The following is a 16,522-nucleotide window of genomic DNA, read 5'->3' on the forward strand; positions in this document are numbered from 1 at the left end:
GAGCGGGACATGACATTCTCTATCGTCGGACGTTGCCCGGAATCCGGGCAGCTTGGAATCGCGATCAGTTCGTCCAGCATCGCGGTGGGCGCTCGCTGCCCGTGGCTGCGCGCAGGCGTGGGCGCGGTGGCGACGCAGAACGTCACGCTGCCCGCTCTAGGGCCGCAGATTCTCGATCTTCTGGAGAACGGGCAACTCGATCCCGCCGCGGCATTGGACCGCGTGCTCGGAGCGAGCGAGTGGAGCGAGTACCGCCAGGTGACGGTGATCGATGGCCAGGGTCGCACGGCGTTCTTCAGCGGTAAGGAAGCACTGGGCACGTATCACGCTGTCGCCGGCAAGCAGTGCGTAGCCGCAGGCAACATGCTCGCTGGTGTCGAAGTTATCGAGGCCATGCTGCCGGCGTTCGAGCAGACATCCGGCACACTTGCCGATCGCCTGCTCGCAGCCATGCATGCTGCGATAGCTGCCGGCGGCGAAGCGGGGCCCGTGCATTCGGCGGCGCTCAAGATCGTGGGCGACGTGAGCTGGCCGATCGTCGATTTGCGGGTCGATTGGGCGGACGACGACCCCATCGGCCAGCTCGACGGTCTGTGGCAGGCGTATCGCCCGCAGATGCAGGACTACTTGGCGCGGGCGTTGAATCCAACCGCCGCGCCCAGCTACGGAGTACCCGGCAATGAATGACAGATCCAGCCGCGCGCTGCTCGAACGGCTGATCGGCTTCGCCACGGTCAGCCGGGATTCCAATCTGGACATGATCGAATTCATTCGGCTGTACCTGGAGGAACTCGGCGTCGAGAGCGAGCTGTTCTACAACGCCGAGCGCACCAAGGCGAATCTGTTCGCGACCATCGGTCCGCGTGAGCGCGGCGGAATCGTGCTGTCCGGCCATACCGACGTGGTGCCCGTCGATGGCCAGGCTTGGACCGTCGATCCATTCCGTCTCACCGAGCGCGACGGGCGGCTGTATGGCCGCGGCACGGCCGATATGAAGGGCTTTATCGCTTCGGTGCTGGCGGCGGTGCCCGGGTTTATCGAGCGCGAGTTGAAGTTGCCGGTGCACCTCGCTTTTTCGTACGACGAGGAAGTCGGATGCCTCGGCGTGCGGCCGATGTTGGCGGAATTGGAGCGGCGTGACCACAAGCCGGCCCTGTGCCTGATCGGCGAGCCGACCGAGCTCAAGCCGGTGCTGGGCCATAAGGGCAAGCTGGCGATGCGCTGTCAGGTGAAAGGCGCGCCTTGCCATTCGGCTTACGCACCGTATGGAGTCAACGCCATTCAATACGCGGCGCGGATGATCGGCCGTCTGGAAGAGATCGGCGAGCAGTTGGCGCAGCCCGAGCATCACGACGAGCGATTCGATCCGCCGTTCTCGACCGTGCAGGCGGGCGTGATCAAAGGCGGCCGTGCGCTCAACATCGTGCCGGCCGAATGCGAATTCGACTTCGAAGTGCGCGCGCTGCCTGGCTTCGACGCAAACCAGGTAGCCGACCAGTTGCAGACTTACGCCGAGGCAGAGCTATTGCCGAAGATGCGCGCCGTGAAGTCCGACACCGACATCCGGCTTCAGCCGCTCTCCGCCTATCCGGGGTTGGCGACATCTCCGGATAGCAAAGCGGCGCGTCTTTTGGCGCTGCTCAGCGGCTCCATCGATTTCGGCACGGTCGCATTCGGCACCGAGGGCGGGCTCTTCGATCAGGCGGGCATTCCAACAGTGGTCTGCGGACCCGGCAGCATGGACCAAGGGCATAAGCCGGACGAATTCGTCACTGTCGAGCAATTGCGCGATTGCGATGCGATGCTGGCTCGGCTGGCGGACTACGCTTCGGCTGCGGCCTGAGACGTAGACATCGCGGACGCTGCCGTGGCGGCACGTCGCTCAAATAGAGAGGTGACTCTCAAGTACTTTCGAATGCCAGGCATGGCGATTCGGTAGACCGAACACGCCTGATCACGTAAGGGACGGGAGTAAGCGCTAAAGCGCTAACTCCCGTCGACACAGGAGACAAACTTGAATACTTCGGAAAGCAATGCCTCGGCGTTGATCGAAAAACACACCATCGGTTATGTGCCGCCTGAGGATCGCCATGGCAAGGTGCGCGATCTGTTCACACTTTGGTTCGGCGGCAACATCGCGCCATTGCCCATCGTCACGGGCGCGCTCGGCGTGCAGATCTTCCACTTGAATTTGCTGTGGGGCATCGTGGCGATCGTCGTCGGTCATGCCGTCGGCGGCGTGCTGATGGCGTTGCATTCGGCGCAGGGCCCGCAAATGGGCATCCCGCAGATGATTCAGAGCCGCGCTCAGTTCGGTTCATGGGGCGCGCTGCTGGTCACCGTGATCGCAGGCGTGATGTACGTGGGGTTCTTCGCGTCCAATATCGTGCTCGCCGGGAAGTCTCTTCATGGCATTGAAAACGGCATCCCGGTTCCTGTCGGCATCGTGATCGGCGCGTTGGGATCAGGGCTGATTGGAATCATCGGTTACCGGATCATCCATATCCTGAACCGCATCGGAACCTGGGTGCTCGGGATCGGCATTTTCATCGGATTCGGCTATATCCTCACGCATATCGCCACGGACGATTTTCTGACGCGCGGCGGATTCAACATCGCCGGCTGGCTCGCCACCGTTTCGCTGTCAGCGCTCTGGCAGATCGCTTTCGCCCCGTACGTCTCCGACTACTCGCGCTATCTGCCGGAGAACGTGCGCGTCGCATCGACGTTCTGGGCGACCTATCTCGGTTGCACGATCGGCTCGACGCTCGCGTTCGTCTTCGGCGCGGTAGCCGTGCTCGCGGTGCCGCCCGGCGCCGACGCGATGGACGCCGTCAAGCTGGCCACCGGACCGCTCGGACTGCCGATGCTAGTCCTCTTCTTGCTGAGCGTGATCAGCCATAACGCGCTGAACCTTTACGGCGCGGTGCTCGCGGCCATCACGTCCTTGCAGACCTTCGCCTATCGCTGGATTCCCACGGCGAAGGCGCGGGCCGTGCTGTCGATCGCGATTCTCCTCGCATGCTGCTATGGCGCGATCGGCGCGTCGACGAATTTCGTCGGCAATCTGGTCGATCTCGTGCTCGCGCTGCTGGTCGTGCTGGTGCCGTGGACCGCAATCAATCTGATCGACTTCTATGTGATTCACAAAGGCAAATACGACATCCAGTCGATCTTCCAGGTGGACGGCGGCATCTACGGCCGCTTCAATCCACAGGCGCTGATTGCCTACGGAATCGGCATCGTCGTGCAGATTCCGTTCATGAACACGCCGATGTACGCGGGTCCCGTGCCGAAGTATCTCGACGGCGCGGATCTCTCGTGGGTTATCGGACTGCTTCTGACGTCGCCGCTGTATTACTGGCTCGCGTCGCGGGACACCCACTATCGGCGCAGACAAGCGGGTGCCAGCGTCGCGCGTCACCCGGCGGGACAGTCATAACCGTTGAGGTGCCTCCGCATCGGCGCGGCGATGCGGGTGATCGATGGGGACACCGTCATAGCAGCTGCAAGCCGCCGTCGCATTCGATTACCGCGCCCGTCATGAAGGTGTTCTCCATCAGAAACTGCAGCGCGTGCGCGACGTCTTGCGCATCCCCGACACGTCGCACCGGCAGGGTTTCGGCCTGCTGACGAAAAAGGTCCTCTTTGACGTCGCCGGGAAATCTGTCCCACCAGGCGGTATCGACCACGCCGGGCGACACGGCATTGACGCGCAACGGCGCCAGTTCGCGCGCGAGCGTCCCGATCATGCTTTCGAGCGCGCCGTTGATCGCGCCCAATCCTGCGGTGCCCGGATTGGCGATGCGCGCGGAAATCGCAGTCACGAACGTCAAACTGCCGTCGCGGCGCAGGGCCGCGAGACCAGCTTGGGCCGCTTCCAGCTGCGGCCAGAACTTTGCCTCGAAGCCGCGGCGCAAGGATGTCAAATCGAGTTCCTTGAACAGGCCAGCGCCCTCGCCGCCGGAGAGCGTCAGCACCAGATGATCGATGCCACTCAAGCGGCCGAAGAAACCGTCGAGCGCGGCGCGGTCGGTGCAGTCGAGTGCATTGCCGGTGACACTCCCACGTCCTTCGAGGCCAGCGAGCGCCTCATCCAGTTTGGCCTGGCCGCGGCCAACTGCCACGACATGCGCACTGACTTCCTTCAGCCGAGACACCGTCGCTAGTCCAATGCCGGACGAACCACCCATCACGACGACTTTCTGATTCTGCCAATCCATGTCGCTGCTCCTGTCGATGATAGGAGGCACGGGCCGATGTGCCCTCACATCGTCTTGCAGCGCACCTCCTTGGCGCTAGAATGCGTGTCAGGCTCATATCATTCAAATCGTTTGTGACGATGACCGACATCATTGAGAATGATTTCAGGCGTTTCGACCTGAACTTGCTGCTGGCCTTTCGCGCGCTGTTGGAGGAACGCAGCGTCACGCGTGCCGCGCAGCGACTCTTCCTTGGCCAGCCGGCGATGAGTGGCGCGCTGAAGCGGCTTCGGGAGGCGTTCGGCGACGAACTGTTCGTGCGTACTCCGCACGGCATTACGCCGACGCCCCGCGCGCTCGAACTGGCGCGGCAGGTCGAGCCCTTCCTCCAATCGCTGCACCAGGCGTTCACGCAACCGCCGGCGTTCGATCCGGCACAGGCTCAGCGCGTGTTTCGCATTGGCTTGAGCGATTCGCTCGAGGTCCTGCTGATGCCGGAGATCATGGGCCGCCTGGCCACCAAGGCGCCTGGCGTGAAACTGATCGCCCGCTCTACAGACTCGACGCGCGCGGCGGCGATGCTCGACGAGGGCGCGATCGAACTGGCGGTCGGCGTGTTCCCTGAATGCGTGCAGTGGCAGCGGCGCCGCCCGCTGTTTCAGTGGCGCTTCGTGAGCGTCTACAATCCGCGGATCGTCAAGACGCGCCGCAAGCGCCTGTCAATGGATGAGTTCCTGCGGCACCGGCATGTGCTCACCTCGTTCAGCGCCGGCCTGCAAGGCTTTATAGACGAGCAGCTGGCCATGCAGGGTCTCAAGCGTGACGTGGTGTTCTCCAGCTCGAATTTCGCGACTAGCCCGTTTATCGTGCGGCACACGCCCGCGATCGCCACGGTGCCGGATTTCATCGGTCGCGTCTGGCGCGACACATTGGATCTGGCGATGAGTCCATTGCCATTCGACGTGCCCGGCTATGAAGTCGCGCTGATGTGGGCTGCGTCCAGGGATCAGGATCCGGGACTCGCGTGGCTGGCAGCGGAGTTCATAGACGCGTTCGGTGTAAGCGAAAGAAGATCGCCCCGTCCTTGAAGACAGGCCAGAATGCCCATCACCGAGCGCCATGTCAGACATGGCACCGCTCGATTCCTGCTGTCCTCGCTGCACCAGAAAAAAGTCAATCCAACCAGCAAAAAAAGTAGTTTGCGTCGAAATCACACGCAAACCTACGATGCCTACACGTGCTAAGTCGCCAGGGCGGCACCGGCAAGAACTCCGGCAATGATGGCTTGATCTGCTGAATATCCTCTCCACGAACCCAGGCGTGGCGAATGGGGCAGCCACGTCCGTGACACCGCGACTAGCCATGCGCTTTACCCATAAGGATTGATGGAGACAGATATGAATACCGCCTTGTCCAACGCTACCGTGGAAGCTTCGATCCCGTTCACGCGTGAACAGAAAAAAGCGATTGCTGCCGCGACTCTGGGCACTATCGTCGAGTTTGCCGACTGGATCATCTACGCAACATTCGCCTCGCTGTTTTCCCGCCATTTCTTCCCGGCCCACAATGAAAAGATCTCGCTGCTCTCTGCCTTCGCGGTATTTGCAGTTGGGTTCGTCATGCGGCCAATCGGTGGTGCTGTTCTGGGCGCTTATGCAGATCGTCACGGACGAAAGAATGGTCTTGCTCTCTCAGTCGCATTGATGGCCGGGAGTTCCCTTGTGATTGCAGCCTGTCCGGGATACGCGGCAATCGGAATGGTGGCGCCGATTATTCTTGTTGTCGCACGGCTGGTGCAGGGGTTCGCAGCCGGCGGGGAATTCGGCTCCGCGTCCACCTTTCTCATAGAGTCCTCCGCGCCCTCGCGACGCGGATTTACCGGCTCGTGGCAACACTTTGCGGTGAACGCCGGCGTCCTTGTCGCGGCGATGATCGGCTACGTGCTGACATCCTGTATCAGCGAACAAAGCATGGCAAGTTGGGGCTGGCGGCTTGCGTTCGCGATTGCCGGCCTGATGGGTTTCGTGGCTCTGTGGGTGCGTCTATCTGTTTCAGAAACCGAAGCTTTCAAGAAAACAGCCGGTAGCCATCAACATCGCCGACATCCGTTTCTGGTCCTGGTGGGCGAACATCGCCGCGCCGCGTTGCGCGTGATTGGTATCGCCATGGCAGGGAACCTGTCTGTTTATCTCTGGCTCGTCCTGTTCCCAACGTTCGCCCACATGCGGACGGGTCTGCCGCTGCGTGACGGCTTCAGCGCCAGCGTCATCTCAATCGTGGTTTCACTCGTTGCGATTCCATTTTTTGGAAAGCTCTCTGACCGAATTGGCCGCAGGCCTGTTCTGCTCGCGTTTGCCGGCGGTTCCGCAGTCTTCGCGTGGCCGAGTCTCCATTTTCTCGCGAATGATTTCTGGACGGACACGGTCATTGTGACGATCGGCATGTTGCTCTCGTCAGGCTTTACCGCTACCTGCGCAGCGGTGATGGCCGAGCAGTTTCCGGCGGAGATCCGCGCGACCGGCGTCGCCTTGCCTTACGCGATCTCAGCGACGCTGTTTGGCGGAACGCTTCCGTACATCGTGACAGCCATGTCGAACGCGGGTTTCTCGGACTACATATGGGTCTACATTGCGGTGGTTTGCGCAGTCGGATTCTGCGTATACGCCGTGATGCCCGAGACGAAAGGAAAGGTGCTGGATTGATGTAGGTAATGCGGGTGCCTCGGAGTGAGTTCCTCCCGGAACATTCTTGGAATTGATGGAGAAAGAAATGCGTAAGGTCGTTATTGGCGGTATCGGTATGACGCACTTTGGTAAATTTATCGAGCGGAATCTGAAGTCACTGTCGGAGGAAGCAGTCGGCCTCGCGCTCAAGGACGCTCGCGTTACGGTCAACGACGTAGACCGGATTTATTTCGGCAACGCGGCAGCAGGCGTTGTTACCGGTCAGGAGATGATTCGCGCGCAATCGTCGCTTCGCAATACCGGGCTCGATGGCAAGCCGATGTATAACGTCGAGAATGCCTGTGCTTCCGGCAGTTCAGCCCTTAATCTGGCGTGGCTCTCGGTCGCTTCCGGACAATCCGAAACGGCGCTGGTGGTCGGTACGGAGAAACTCACTCACGAAGATAAGGCCGTCTCGTTCGGTGCATTCGCGAAGGCCGTCGATCTCGAGGAACCGCTGCCTGAAGGCGTGACAGCCGGTACCGGCTCGCTCTTCATGGATCTTTATGCCGCCAAGGCTCGCAAATGGATGGAAAAAACTGGTGCGGAGGCGAGCGACTTCGCGCGGGTCGTGGTGAAGAGCCGTCGCGCCGGTTCCCTTAACCCGGTCGCGCAATTCCGCAAGGAAACGACAATCGAGGAAGTCCTGGAGAGCCGGATGGTCAGCAATCCGCTCACTCTGTTCATGTGCTCCTCGATTGGCGATGGCGCAGCCGCGCTCTTCATTTGTTCGGAAGATTACGCGAAGAAGCACGATATTCGTCCTGTCTACATTCGCGCAAGTTCGATCGTATCCGCGAAAGCCGATGGGTCGGGTGATCTCGTTGCGGTACGAGCGGCGAGAGCGGCATACGAAGAAGCGGGAATCGGGCCGTCCGATGTTCACGTGGTAGAACTTCACGACGCCTCCGCGCCGGCCGAACTGATCCACTACGAAAATCTCGGCCTCTGTGCTCCGGGCGATGCAGCCAAACTAATCCGTTCGGGTGACACCGACATCGGTGGTCGCATCTCCGTCAACCCGAGCGGCGGCCTTCTTTCCCGTGGTCATCCGGTCGGGGCGACAGGTGTCGCGCAAATTGTCGAATTGACCCAGCAACTGCGGGGAACGGCGGGCGCTCGTCAACGTCCGGGTGCCAAAGTGGCACTCGCCGAGAACAATGGTGGTCAACTGGCGGGTGATTCGGCTGTCGCTCTCGTAACCATCCTCTCGACTTGATCTCGAGACGTGCTGCACCGCACGTCGTCGCTCGGATAGGATGGCGGTGCGGGCAGTCAGAGTGGCGGACAGATCAGGTCTGCCCGCCACCCACCGAGAGAAGCCACTCGCGGAAAGCCGTAAATTCGGGCGACGAGATGCGGCTCTTGGGATAGACAAGATAGTACGTGAACGCGCCTTCATCGAGAACGAAGGAGAACGGCATCACGAGACGGCCGGAATCCAGATCTTCTGCTATCAGAACACGCTGCGCTATTGCGACGCCATGCCCTTGCGTGGCCGCGAAATACGCGAGGATCGAACTCTCATAACTCAGACCACCGAGCGGATTGACGCCTTTCACGCCCGCGGCATCGAGCCACTTTGCCCAATCTTCCCGGCGGGCGAGCGAGTGAAGCAAAGGTACTGTGCGTAGCGCCTCCGGCGTCGCGTCCGTCAGGTCCGGATGAGCATGCAGGAATTCCGGGCTGCAGACAGGGACGAGCTCGTTCGGCACAAGCCGATCAAAGCCGATGTCGGATGACGGCGCGTGGGACAACCTTATCGCAGCGTCCACATCGTCGGTGTTGAAATCGACCGCGTGAAGCGAGGTTGTCAGAATCACTTCAATATCCGGGTGCTGAAGATGAAACGACGAAAGGCGAGGAATGAGCCAATTCCTCGAAAATGTCGTGTATGCGCGGATCTTGAGGTGCCGCCTGCGGCGACTCTCGGTCAGATTGACGGTCGCAGTGCGCATCGCCTCGAAGGCGCGTGCGATGTCCACGAGATAGCGCTCGCCCATCGGCGTTAGCGTTATCGATCGATGTCCCCGGTCAAACAGCGTCACGCCGAGCTGATCTTCGAGCAGCTTGATGTGGCGGCTAACGGCGGCGGGCGTGACATGCAATTCCTCCGCGGCCAGTTGGACGCTGAGGAGCCGACCCGCGGCTTCGAAAGCTCGCAGAGCGTTGAGAGACGGAAGCGTTCGCATGACGAAATGTTACCACGTACCTACGGTGGTCAATTCGCCGAACTCCCCGTTGCGGCGGCCGCGCGGCATCGACACGCTGGTCGCTGTCGCAGCAAAAAAACGCCTACATGACGCAGGAGATGGAAGTATGGAAGGAGTTGCGAGCGGTGCGACGGACTTCTCCGCCCGAGCTTAGAAGAAAGCCGTGATTGGCACCGCGAATTCCGGCTGTGTCGCGTGGATTTGCGGGCCGGCCACCCGTTGTTGACTTCATTCGCTGGCGCGGCGCGAGGACTGGGCGAAGTAGCTGCTTCAGCTTGATTCGGTCGCTGAATCAGAGGACATTCGAACGTCGACAGGTCGACGCCGATCCGGCCTCAAAGGATCGACTTTTCGCGGACAGGCTCCGAAGCACTTCCAACGCGCTGCGCTCCACCCAGTTGTGTCTCAGCAGGCCGTCTTCACCAACGTGCAAGACAGCAGTCCCCGTCATGTCGATCGGCGACCCGCACGATTCAGAACCCATGAAACCCTTGTTTTTTCCCGTGATACGCCAGCGAGTCACCACTCGGTCGCCTGTCTCGTTCTGGAATGTTTCGATGACATTGAATTTAAAGTCGTCAATGCTCGACAGGAATGCTGCCACCCACTTTTTGAACGCTTCGCGCGATCTGATATCCACACCGCCGGACATCACGGTGAAGTCTTCCGAAACCAGATGGTCCGCAGCGTTCGGATTACGCAACTGCCATACTTCACGCCAGAATTTCTCGGCGATCTGAACTGAATCTCGCTTTGCCATTTCAACTCTCGTGCGTATTGGTGATAGGTATTTCGTTTGTTGACTCATGCTTTTCAGTGAACTGCACCATCACGCGTTCAAGGCGGCTAGGAACGGTACGAACTTTTGCTGGCGTGCGGGACAGCCTATAGGGCATTTTTATGAGCGGCCAGAATGCCCCCTCATTGTCCCGGCCGACACTCAATATATCCGCCAGAAAATCCGCGTCGTCCATTAGCTCGTCCATGCGGACTACAGGCACGGCTGCAATGCCCAGTGACTCAAGCTTTGCTATCAGGAGGTCACGAGTCATCGCCTCACAGTGAGCGCCTGGTGCCTGGCTATGGACCACTTCGATTTCCACGGAATTCGTTGCCTCGGCCGAGACGTATCCGTCCGAACAGGCAATGGTCATGCTTTTCGAAGCAGGATTGCCGGCAGCGAATAGACAGCTCCACGCCGCCACGTCCTGCATGGATATCTCTACGAACCTCCCGCTTCCTTCCGACTGTCCAACGAGTTCGGCGACTATCGCAAACAAGGCCGCCTGGCCGCCGAGAATGTCGGCTGCCGATGCGCCCGCTTTCACAGGAGCGCCGTTACCATCGCGTGTGAGGTCCATGAGGCCGCTCATCGCCTGGATGACCGTATCAAACGCAGGTCGCGTCGGATAAGCGGACTCAATTCCAAATCCCGAGATCGAACAGTAGATCAGCGCCGGATTGATCTCTTTCAAAGAGGATCGGTCCAGGCCAAGTTTGGCTAGCGCTCCCGGACGAAGGTTTTCGACGAGGACATCACTTGTGGCGAGCAACGCTTCGAGGTAACGCAGGTGAGATGCCTGCTTCAGATCCAGCGAGATGCTCTTCTTGTCGGTGTTGTTGAGGGCAAAGAAATAGCTCAACCCGTCTTGTCCCGGAGACCAGTTTCTCGCAACCTCTCCCTCCAGCGGCTCAACCTTGATCACCTCGGCACCGAGCGCCGCAAGATGTTTACCGACGAGGGGCGCGGTTGTGTATTGCCCGATCTCGATCACCCGGACACCCGTCAATGCGCCGGCTGGATTTGGGCCTTGTCGCGCCTCTAATCCTGCGACGTAACCGGCAGATTTCGCAGTCAACCGTCGCGGAGTTTCAGGCGCATTACTGTGAAACTCGCTGTCGTTCATCAGAGGGAATGTCCGGAACGGCGTAACCGCCGCATACGTGTGCTTCCCGATTTCACCCGCTAAAATCTCTGCGGCGGCCACTGGATGCCGCAGCTTGAAATTCGGCTCTTCATGGAGCAACGAAATGGGTACGATGGGCCCCGCTGCCACGCCGATTTTCTCGCACAGAGCGCAGCACTGATCGGTAGTCAACTCGGAAGACCAGGCCTCGATAACCGGATCAAGTGAATCTACGTTGCGGACCCTTTCATTCAAGGTCGCGAAGCGAATGTCGTCGAGTGCCGGTTGATTGATTGCGATCTTCAGTTTTCGCCACTGGTCTTCGGTGCTGGTACAAATCAGGACCCAACCGTCGAGTGTCCGATACGCGTTCCACGGGGCGCACGCCGGGTGCCGGTTCCCGACACGTTCAACGCTGCTGCGGGTGAACGCTTTCGGCAGAAAGGTGGTCAGTGCGCTGCTCGCGCAGGCGAATAGGGAAACGTCGATGTTCTGTGCGAATCCTTGCGCACGAAGGACGCGCGATGCGGCCGCTATGGCCGCCGCAGCGTATAACGCTGCGGAGATTTCGGTGAACGGGATACCGATACTCACCGGTTCTCCGCTCTCAAAGCCCGTCGTGTCCATCAGGCCCGTGATCGCCTGGATTTGCCCATCTGTCCAGCGGCCTGCAAACCTCGCACTCTGGGGGCCCGTAGCGCATATGTCGCAGACGATGAGCTTGCCAGACGCCTTCAGGCTCGATATCTCCGCCCACGCTGCAAAACTGGCCGTATCAGACGAGACGATCACCACGTCGTACCCTGAGAACGACTGAGTTGAGTCAGGGTCTGCAACATGCACTTGCGCGCCCGCGTGTCCAAGCAGACTCGCACTCAATTCAACTGCACTGCGTGAGCCCCACGCGAGAATTCGCATTCCGTCCAACATTCCAGTCTCCCAAACGTCCGGTGTCTATCCATTGAGCGATGACAGATTGATCGCGTGGTAGCAACACACGCCGCATCTTGATTCCACGATATGGCAACGAACTGGGCGGTACAACCGACATTTCCTGCTGTTTGGGTTGACATTTGATGAACTGAACGACGAGTGGTGACAACGCGTGGACTAGCTACAGTGAAAGTCAATCGAACTCGGCGAAAAAGTGATTTGCCCGCCAAACAGCGACGCAATAGCATCTATCGCAATCGGTCCACTCTTCAACTGGGTGGCCCGAGCGCTCGCCGGCATTCATGGCGGCCGTGTTCATCCATCTCTTCGCGTGCGTAAACATCATGAACTCATCTGAAACTGGTCGCGACGCCGAAGTCGCAATCATCACGGGCGGTGCCAAAGGCATTGGCTTCGGCATTGCGTCGGCTTTGGCGCAGAAAGGTCGACGGATCGTCCTGTTTGACATGGACCTAGACAGCCTCGATGAAGCCACGACAACCCTTTCGCGCGCGGGGGCCGATGTTCTAGGCATGCCAGTGGACGTGACGAGCAGTGAATCCGTGAACCAGGCAGTGGATGCGGTCGCCGAGCGACTGGGCCGGCTGGACGTTCTGGTGAACAACGCCGGCATCGTGAAAGACAAACGCATCACCAAGATGAGCGACGATGAGTGGGATTCGGTCATCAACGTCAATTTGAAATCGCAGTTTCTGTGCTGCCGGGCGGCATTGAACCATATGGTTCCGGCCAATTATGGCCGCATCGTCAATATCTCTTCGCGGGCATGGCTGGGTGGCGTGGGGCAATCGAACTACTCGGCGGCCAAGGGTGGCGTGGTAAGCCTCACGCGGAGTCTTGCGCTTGAATGGGCGAGTGCTGGCATCACGGTGAACGCCGTTGCTCCGGGAATCGTGGACACGCCGCTCTTTCGCAAATTTGACGTCGAACTGCAGGAACGTCTGAAGAAATCGGTTCCGGTCCAGCGCATTGGAACGCCCGACGATATCGCCCAGGCGGTTCTGTTCTTCGCGCAAAGGGAGTCGTCCTATATCACCGGGCAGACGCTATATGTCTGTGGTGGGCGATCACTGTCCTCGCCGAGTGTTTAAGGAGCAAGGTCATGACCATCCATTACTCAGTTTCGGATCGAATCGCAACGGTTACCCTGGATCGTCCGGAAGCACTGAACGCACTCGATCTGGAGAGCCTGAAGGAACTCCGCGCCGTTTTGGCGGAGGCTCGGGACGACGAGGAAGTTCGCGTCATCGTTCTGACCGGCGCCGGGCGTAAGTCGTTTTGTGTCGGGGCGGACCTGAAAAACACGCTGCCGCCTTCGACCAACTTCGGTTCGTCGTTCGTCAAATCCATCGATCGTGCCGCTGCTGAAGGTGTCTACGTTCGCCTGATCGAACTCAGTTCGCTTCGAATCTTCAAGCCGATGATTGCCGCGATTAATGGCTATTGCCTGGGCGGAGGTCTTGAGTTGGCCCTTCAGTGCGACCTGCGCATTGCCGCCACCAACGCTGTGCTCGGCCTGCCTGAAGCTGTCGTGGGCAGCATTCCGGCCGTCTGCGGCATTCAGGCGCTTCAGAAAGCGGTGCCGTCCGCCGTTGCAATGAAAATGCTGCTGACAGGTGGCAAGGTCGACGCAGGATACGCAGAACGTGTTGGGCTGGTGTCGGACGTGGTTGAGCCCGAATCCCTGATGAATAAAGCGTTGGAGCTGGCAAGGATCATCTCGGGTAACGGACCGCTAGCCGTCCAGATGATCAAGAAGGTTGCCGAAACCAGCAGCAATGTGCCACTGACCCAGGCGCTTGAATTCACGGAGTTGGCCTGGGGCGCAATGCGGGAATCGGAAGATCGTATCGAAGGGCGCCGGGCTTTCGCGGAAAAGCGCAAGCCGCAGTTCAAGGGTCGATAACACCAGGGCGGTGGGAAGCAGTGTCCGAGGCCAGTGCCGATGCATGCGCGTCACAACTGGCCTGCGGAAGCATTTGAACGATGGGTCAAATATCGGTCGTCTCAGGGATCATCGCGGCCTGACCTCGATACGTCCCATCTTCGTCGAAGAGTTGCCACACGGTGGCTCGTTCAATCCAGAAGCGCCTACCGGATTTCGCAACCCGAATGCCGCGATATCCGGTAACGAATCCATCGCGTCCTACCTGATCGAGGAACGCCTGGCGTTCGCTGCGCTCCGGTGCTTCAGCCGACAGCCGCGAATGCAGCGAGGTGAGCTCATCCCAGTCGTATTCGAACAGGAACTGTGCGCGCTTGTTGCCGTAGATGAACACGGGATCAGCCGCGGTGTTGTGCGCGAGAATGCCAAACGGGGCTTCGGCATAAAGCCATTCAACACCCTGAACGGCGCTTAATCCCTTGGGAACAAGCGGTTTCCCAAGGAGTCGCTCATAAGACCCGGCCATAAGCTGGAAGAAGCGGGTATCGGTATTCATTGCCATACAGTATTGCTCCTGGATTTCAGTTGATACTCTGCGCCGCTGTCGCAACTCTCCGCTGCCGCAATGCGCTGTATAAGCGAGGCAAGTTCAAGAACCACCGCGCGAGTCCCCAGTACATGCTGGTTGCCGGCGAGCTTCTCGTCGCGCAGTTCGGCATCGGCTACGATCAACCGCACGTGCCACGATTGCAGTTCGAGACTCTGAAGGTCCGTCAGCAAGTCGTTGATCGACTTTCTGGCGTTCAACGGAAGCGGCTCGACGCGCGAAGCTTCCTTCAACTTGAGAAGTTCACCTCCAATCTCTATCCACGCCATGCACTCGTCCACCTCCTTGACGGAGGCGGCGGGCAACGCGAGTCGCACCAGCGTATCGATGCTACGGCATTGCCACGCATGGCGCATGTCGACCGTTTGCTGCGCGACGGGTGAAGCGATCAAGGTCCTGATCGCGTCGGCTATCCGTTTGAGGCGCTGTTTGCGCCACTGTTGTTCAAACCTGCGCGACGGAACAAGATGGAAGGCTAGCGCGGCCAGTGCGGAGCCGGCCAGCACACCCAGCGCATGCGCGCTTATCGCGGCCGTGGTCGTATGAGCAATGGACGCGGGATCCGACACGACGAGGAACACGAGGCAAAAACCCGACGCCCAGAACGCGTTCGAAAGCACGGACGCGACAACGATCCCAAGAAAAACAATGCCGCCCTCGGCGAGCGAAACGCCTATCGCGTGAGGAAGATGCGGCGAGACCGTCGCATAGAACAGGAACGCTGCGCCGGCCCCAACCGCGCCCGACGCGAGAAAATGACGGCCCGTATCTCGCGGGTCGGGCCGGATGGCGAAGAGGGCAATTGCAATCGCCGTAAACGCGACGAACAGCGGTCCGCCTTGCCAACCGGAGGCAATCCAGATAGCGCCGGCTAACAGTAACGCGAACCCGGCGCGCAACGCCGCAGCGATCGCGTAGCTGTGATCAAGTGCGTAGACCGGGGCCGGATAGCTTTCTGTATCGACACCACCTTGTTCCCCTGTTAAGGCGGCATAGGTTCTCAGCGCGGCTTCTGTTGCGCCGAGGAGTGCCGATACGAGATCGATGCGCCGACGTTCAATCGCATTTCGTGCCTGAATGCATACGAGCATGCCACGCAATGCCTGCGCCTGGCGCCGAAAGCCTGGCAGCTTTTCGATGTCGTGTGCCGGATCGTCGGTTAGTGCGCCAGCGATGGACGTGAGCAATACGGATGCTTTGACGACGACGATTTCGACCTCTTCGCTTATGGGGTTATTTCTGGCGGCAGCCTCTTCGAAGTTCCGCTCGATGCTTCTCGACACGACGAGCAGATCGAGCAGTGCCGGCACGACCTTGTGCAAACGGCCCGCGCGAGCCCACAACGCTGGCGACTCGGCGACTGCACTGTGAACGGCGCCGTCAAGCGCCAGGATGTCGCTCAACTGGCTGCGCAGCCGTTGCGGGCCGGTGCCGTCGGCGGCCCAGGCGCGCGGCAAGCCGACAAGCCGGTCCGCGCTCCAGGTGCATGCCGTCGCAATCGCGCGGCGAATACGTCGGCTTGCATGTCCGCTTTGTACGTCGCGCGACAAAAGAAGCACGAGCAAAGTGCTGGCGATGCCGATGAAAATACCGGCGCAACGATCTCGCCCCACCTCGAACAGTTGACCCGTTTGGTCCGTGAGAGACATGGCAATGATGACTGCACTGTAGCCAGCCAGTACCGCCGCGTAGGCGCGATAATGACGCAGCGAGAGACCTGCATACACAGACACGGCGAGCCATGCCGCCAGCAAGCCGACGAGCAGCGGCTCGCTGCCGTGCGCCGCGAAAGCAAGCAGAACGCCGGTTGGCGCGCCAATTGCCGTTCCGATCGCCCGGTTGAGCGATTTCAGCAGACCGTCCCCGCGTGCTGGAAGCCCGACGGAAACCGCGGTCCATGCGGCCCAATGCGGCTCGTGCAGGCCAAGAAGCAGCGAACAGAGTAGCGCGAGCGTCGCGGCCAGAGCCGCACGGCCCGCGAACATCACGAGGCTATAAGAGGGGATCCACTTCGAACGCATTGCCTTGCCA

General features: G+C 60.1%; 14 protein-coding genes. 8 read left to right on the forward strand and 6 right to left on the reverse strand.

Translation table 11 applies throughout. The features are described from left to right. Positions 1-9 precede the first annotated feature (9 nt). The 3 genes from P0D80_RS20265 (at position 10) to P0D80_RS20275 (ending at position 3,442) form a co-directional block, all read left to right on the forward strand. The gene (locus P0D80_RS20265) at positions 10-687 is read left to right on the forward strand and encodes a DUF1028 domain-containing protein (RefSeq protein ID WP_408286279.1); all 678 of its coding nucleotides are present in this window, start codon (positions 10-12) and stop codon (positions 685-687) included. Then, positions 680-1,843: an acetylornithine deacetylase gene (gene argE, locus P0D80_RS20270; protein ID WP_408286280.1), complete on the forward strand. Its 1,164-nt coding sequence runs from the start codon at positions 680-682 to the stop codon at positions 1,841-1,843. The genes P0D80_RS20265 and argE overlap by 8 nt, the downstream gene beginning before the upstream one ends. A gap of 171 nt (positions 1,844-2,014) precedes the next feature. Beyond that, the gene (locus P0D80_RS20275) at positions 2,015-3,442 is read left to right on the forward strand and encodes a purine-cytosine permease family protein (protein ID WP_408286282.1); all 1,428 of its coding nucleotides are present in this window, start codon (positions 2,015-2,017) and stop codon (positions 3,440-3,442) included. Positions 3,443-3,497: 55 nt separating this feature from the next. Here P0D80_RS20275 and P0D80_RS20280 read toward each other — a convergent pair whose 3' ends face one another. Further along, positions 3,498-4,223, reverse strand: coding sequence for an SDR family oxidoreductase (locus P0D80_RS20280; protein ID WP_408286284.1), 726 nt, complete (start codon positions 4,221-4,223; stop codon positions 3,498-3,500). A gap of 119 nt (positions 4,224-4,342) precedes the next feature. Here P0D80_RS20280 and P0D80_RS20285 point away from each other — a divergent pair, with 119 nt between their 5' ends. From P0D80_RS20285 to P0D80_RS20295, 3 genes are all read left to right on the forward strand, one after another. Further along, the gene (locus P0D80_RS20285) at positions 4,343-5,290 is read left to right on the forward strand and encodes a LysR family transcriptional regulator (RefSeq protein ID WP_408286285.1); all 948 of its coding nucleotides are present in this window, start codon (positions 4,343-4,345) and stop codon (positions 5,288-5,290) included. A 309-nt stretch (positions 5,291-5,599) separates the two neighbouring features. Further along, complete coding sequence (locus P0D80_RS20290; protein ID WP_408177381.1) at positions 5,600-6,904, forward strand: MFS transporter; 1,305 nt, start codon at positions 5,600-5,602, stop codon at positions 6,902-6,904. Between the two features lie 67 nt (positions 6,905-6,971). After that, positions 6,972-8,144 (forward strand): thiolase family protein, encoded by a 1,173-nt coding sequence (locus P0D80_RS20295; RefSeq protein ID WP_408177475.1) that lies wholly within the window; start codon positions 6,972-6,974, stop codon positions 8,142-8,144. A 73-nt stretch (positions 8,145-8,217) separates the two neighbouring features. Here P0D80_RS20295 and gcvA read toward each other — a convergent pair whose 3' ends face one another. From gcvA to P0D80_RS20310, 3 genes are all read right to left on the reverse strand, one after another. Then, the gene (gcvA, locus tag P0D80_RS20300) at positions 8,218-9,117 is read right to left on the reverse strand and encodes a transcriptional regulator GcvA (protein ID WP_408177380.1); all 900 of its coding nucleotides are present in this window, start codon (positions 9,115-9,117) and stop codon (positions 8,218-8,220) included. A 313-nt stretch (positions 9,118-9,430) separates the two neighbouring features. Further along, the gene (locus P0D80_RS20305; RefSeq protein WP_408286287.1) at positions 9,431-9,898 is read right to left on the reverse strand and encodes an ester cyclase; all 468 of its coding nucleotides are present in this window, start codon (positions 9,896-9,898) and stop codon (positions 9,431-9,433) included. Position 9,899: 1 nt separating this feature from the next. Further along, positions 9,900-11,975, reverse strand: a complete 2,076-nt coding sequence (locus tag P0D80_RS20310) for a CaiB/BaiF CoA-transferase family protein (protein ID WP_408286289.1) — start codon at positions 11,973-11,975, stop codon at positions 9,900-9,902. Between the two features lie 347 nt (positions 11,976-12,322). Between P0D80_RS20310 and P0D80_RS20315 the strand changes: the two genes are divergently transcribed. After that, entirely contained in the window at positions 12,323-13,090 is a 768-nt protein-coding gene (locus P0D80_RS20315) for an SDR family NAD(P)-dependent oxidoreductase (RefSeq protein ID WP_408286369.1), read from the forward strand. An 11-nt stretch (positions 13,091-13,101) separates the two neighbouring features. Beyond that, a complete protein-coding gene (locus tag P0D80_RS20320) occupies positions 13,102-13,905 on the forward strand; it encodes an enoyl-CoA hydratase/isomerase family protein (protein ID WP_408286291.1) in 804 nt (267 codons plus the stop codon). 85 nt (positions 13,906-13,990) lie between these two features. On the opposite strand, the gene P0D80_RS20325 is transcribed toward P0D80_RS20320, so the two are convergent. Both P0D80_RS20325 and P0D80_RS20330 read right to left on the reverse strand, forming a co-directional pair. Next, entirely contained in the window at positions 13,991-14,446 is a 456-nt protein-coding gene (locus P0D80_RS20325; RefSeq protein WP_408286293.1) for an MEKHLA domain-containing protein, read from the reverse strand. Continuing rightward, the gene (locus P0D80_RS20330) at positions 14,437-16,512 is read right to left on the reverse strand and encodes an FUSC family protein (RefSeq protein WP_408286295.1); all 2,076 of its coding nucleotides are present in this window, start codon (positions 16,510-16,512) and stop codon (positions 14,437-14,439) included. The genes P0D80_RS20325 and P0D80_RS20330 overlap by 10 nt, the downstream gene beginning before the upstream one ends. Positions 16,513-16,522: the final 10 nt, after the last annotated feature.

Source organism: Paraburkholderia sp. RL17-373-BIF-A, assembly GCF_046030175.1.
GTDB lineage: Bacteria > Pseudomonadota > Gammaproteobacteria > Burkholderiales > Burkholderiaceae > Paraburkholderia.

What these genes read in the sequence shown, in the direction of transcription:
- P0D80_RS20265 (WP_408286279.1), top strand. Translation starts at nt 10, where the DNA reads ATGACATTCTCTATCGTCGGACGTTGCCCGGAATCCGGGCAGCTTGGA.
- argE (WP_408286280.1), top strand. Translation starts at nt 680, where the DNA reads ATGAATGACAGATCCAGCCGCGCGCTGCTCGAACGGCTGATCGGCTTC.
- P0D80_RS20280 (WP_408286284.1), bottom strand. Translation starts at nt 4,223, where the DNA reads ATGGATTGGCAGAATCAGAAAGTCGTCGTGATGGGTGGTTCGTCCGGC.
- P0D80_RS20285 (WP_408286285.1), top strand. Translation starts at nt 4,343, where the DNA reads ATGACCGACATCATTGAGAATGATTTCAGGCGTTTCGACCTGAACTTG.
- P0D80_RS20290 (WP_408177381.1), top strand. Translation starts at nt 5,600, where the DNA reads ATGAATACCGCCTTGTCCAACGCTACCGTGGAAGCTTCGATCCCGTTC.
- P0D80_RS20295 (WP_408177475.1), top strand. Translation starts at nt 6,972, where the DNA reads ATGCGTAAGGTCGTTATTGGCGGTATCGGTATGACGCACTTTGGTAAA.
- gcvA (WP_408177380.1), bottom strand. Translation starts at nt 9,117, where the DNA reads ATGCGAACGCTTCCGTCTCTCAACGCTCTGCGAGCTTTCGAAGCCGCG.
- P0D80_RS20305 (WP_408286287.1), bottom strand. Translation starts at nt 9,898, where the DNA reads ATGGCAAAGCGAGATTCAGTTCAGATCGCCGAGAAATTCTGGCGTGAA.
- P0D80_RS20310 (WP_408286289.1), bottom strand. Translation starts at nt 11,975, where the DNA reads ATGTTGGACGGAATGCGAATTCTCGCGTGGGGCTCACGCAGTGCAGTT.
- P0D80_RS20315 (WP_408286369.1), top strand. Translation starts at nt 12,323, where the DNA reads ATGAACTCATCTGAAACTGGTCGCGACGCCGAAGTCGCAATCATCACG.
- P0D80_RS20320 (WP_408286291.1), top strand. Translation starts at nt 13,102, where the DNA reads ATGACCATCCATTACTCAGTTTCGGATCGAATCGCAACGGTTACCCTG.
- P0D80_RS20325 (WP_408286293.1), bottom strand. Translation starts at nt 14,446, where the DNA reads ATGGCAATGAATACCGATACCCGCTTCTTCCAGCTTATGGCCGGGTCT.
- P0D80_RS20330 (WP_408286295.1), bottom strand. Translation starts at nt 16,512, where the DNA reads ATGCGTTCGAAGTGGATCCCCTCTTATAGCCTCGTGATGTTCGCGGGC.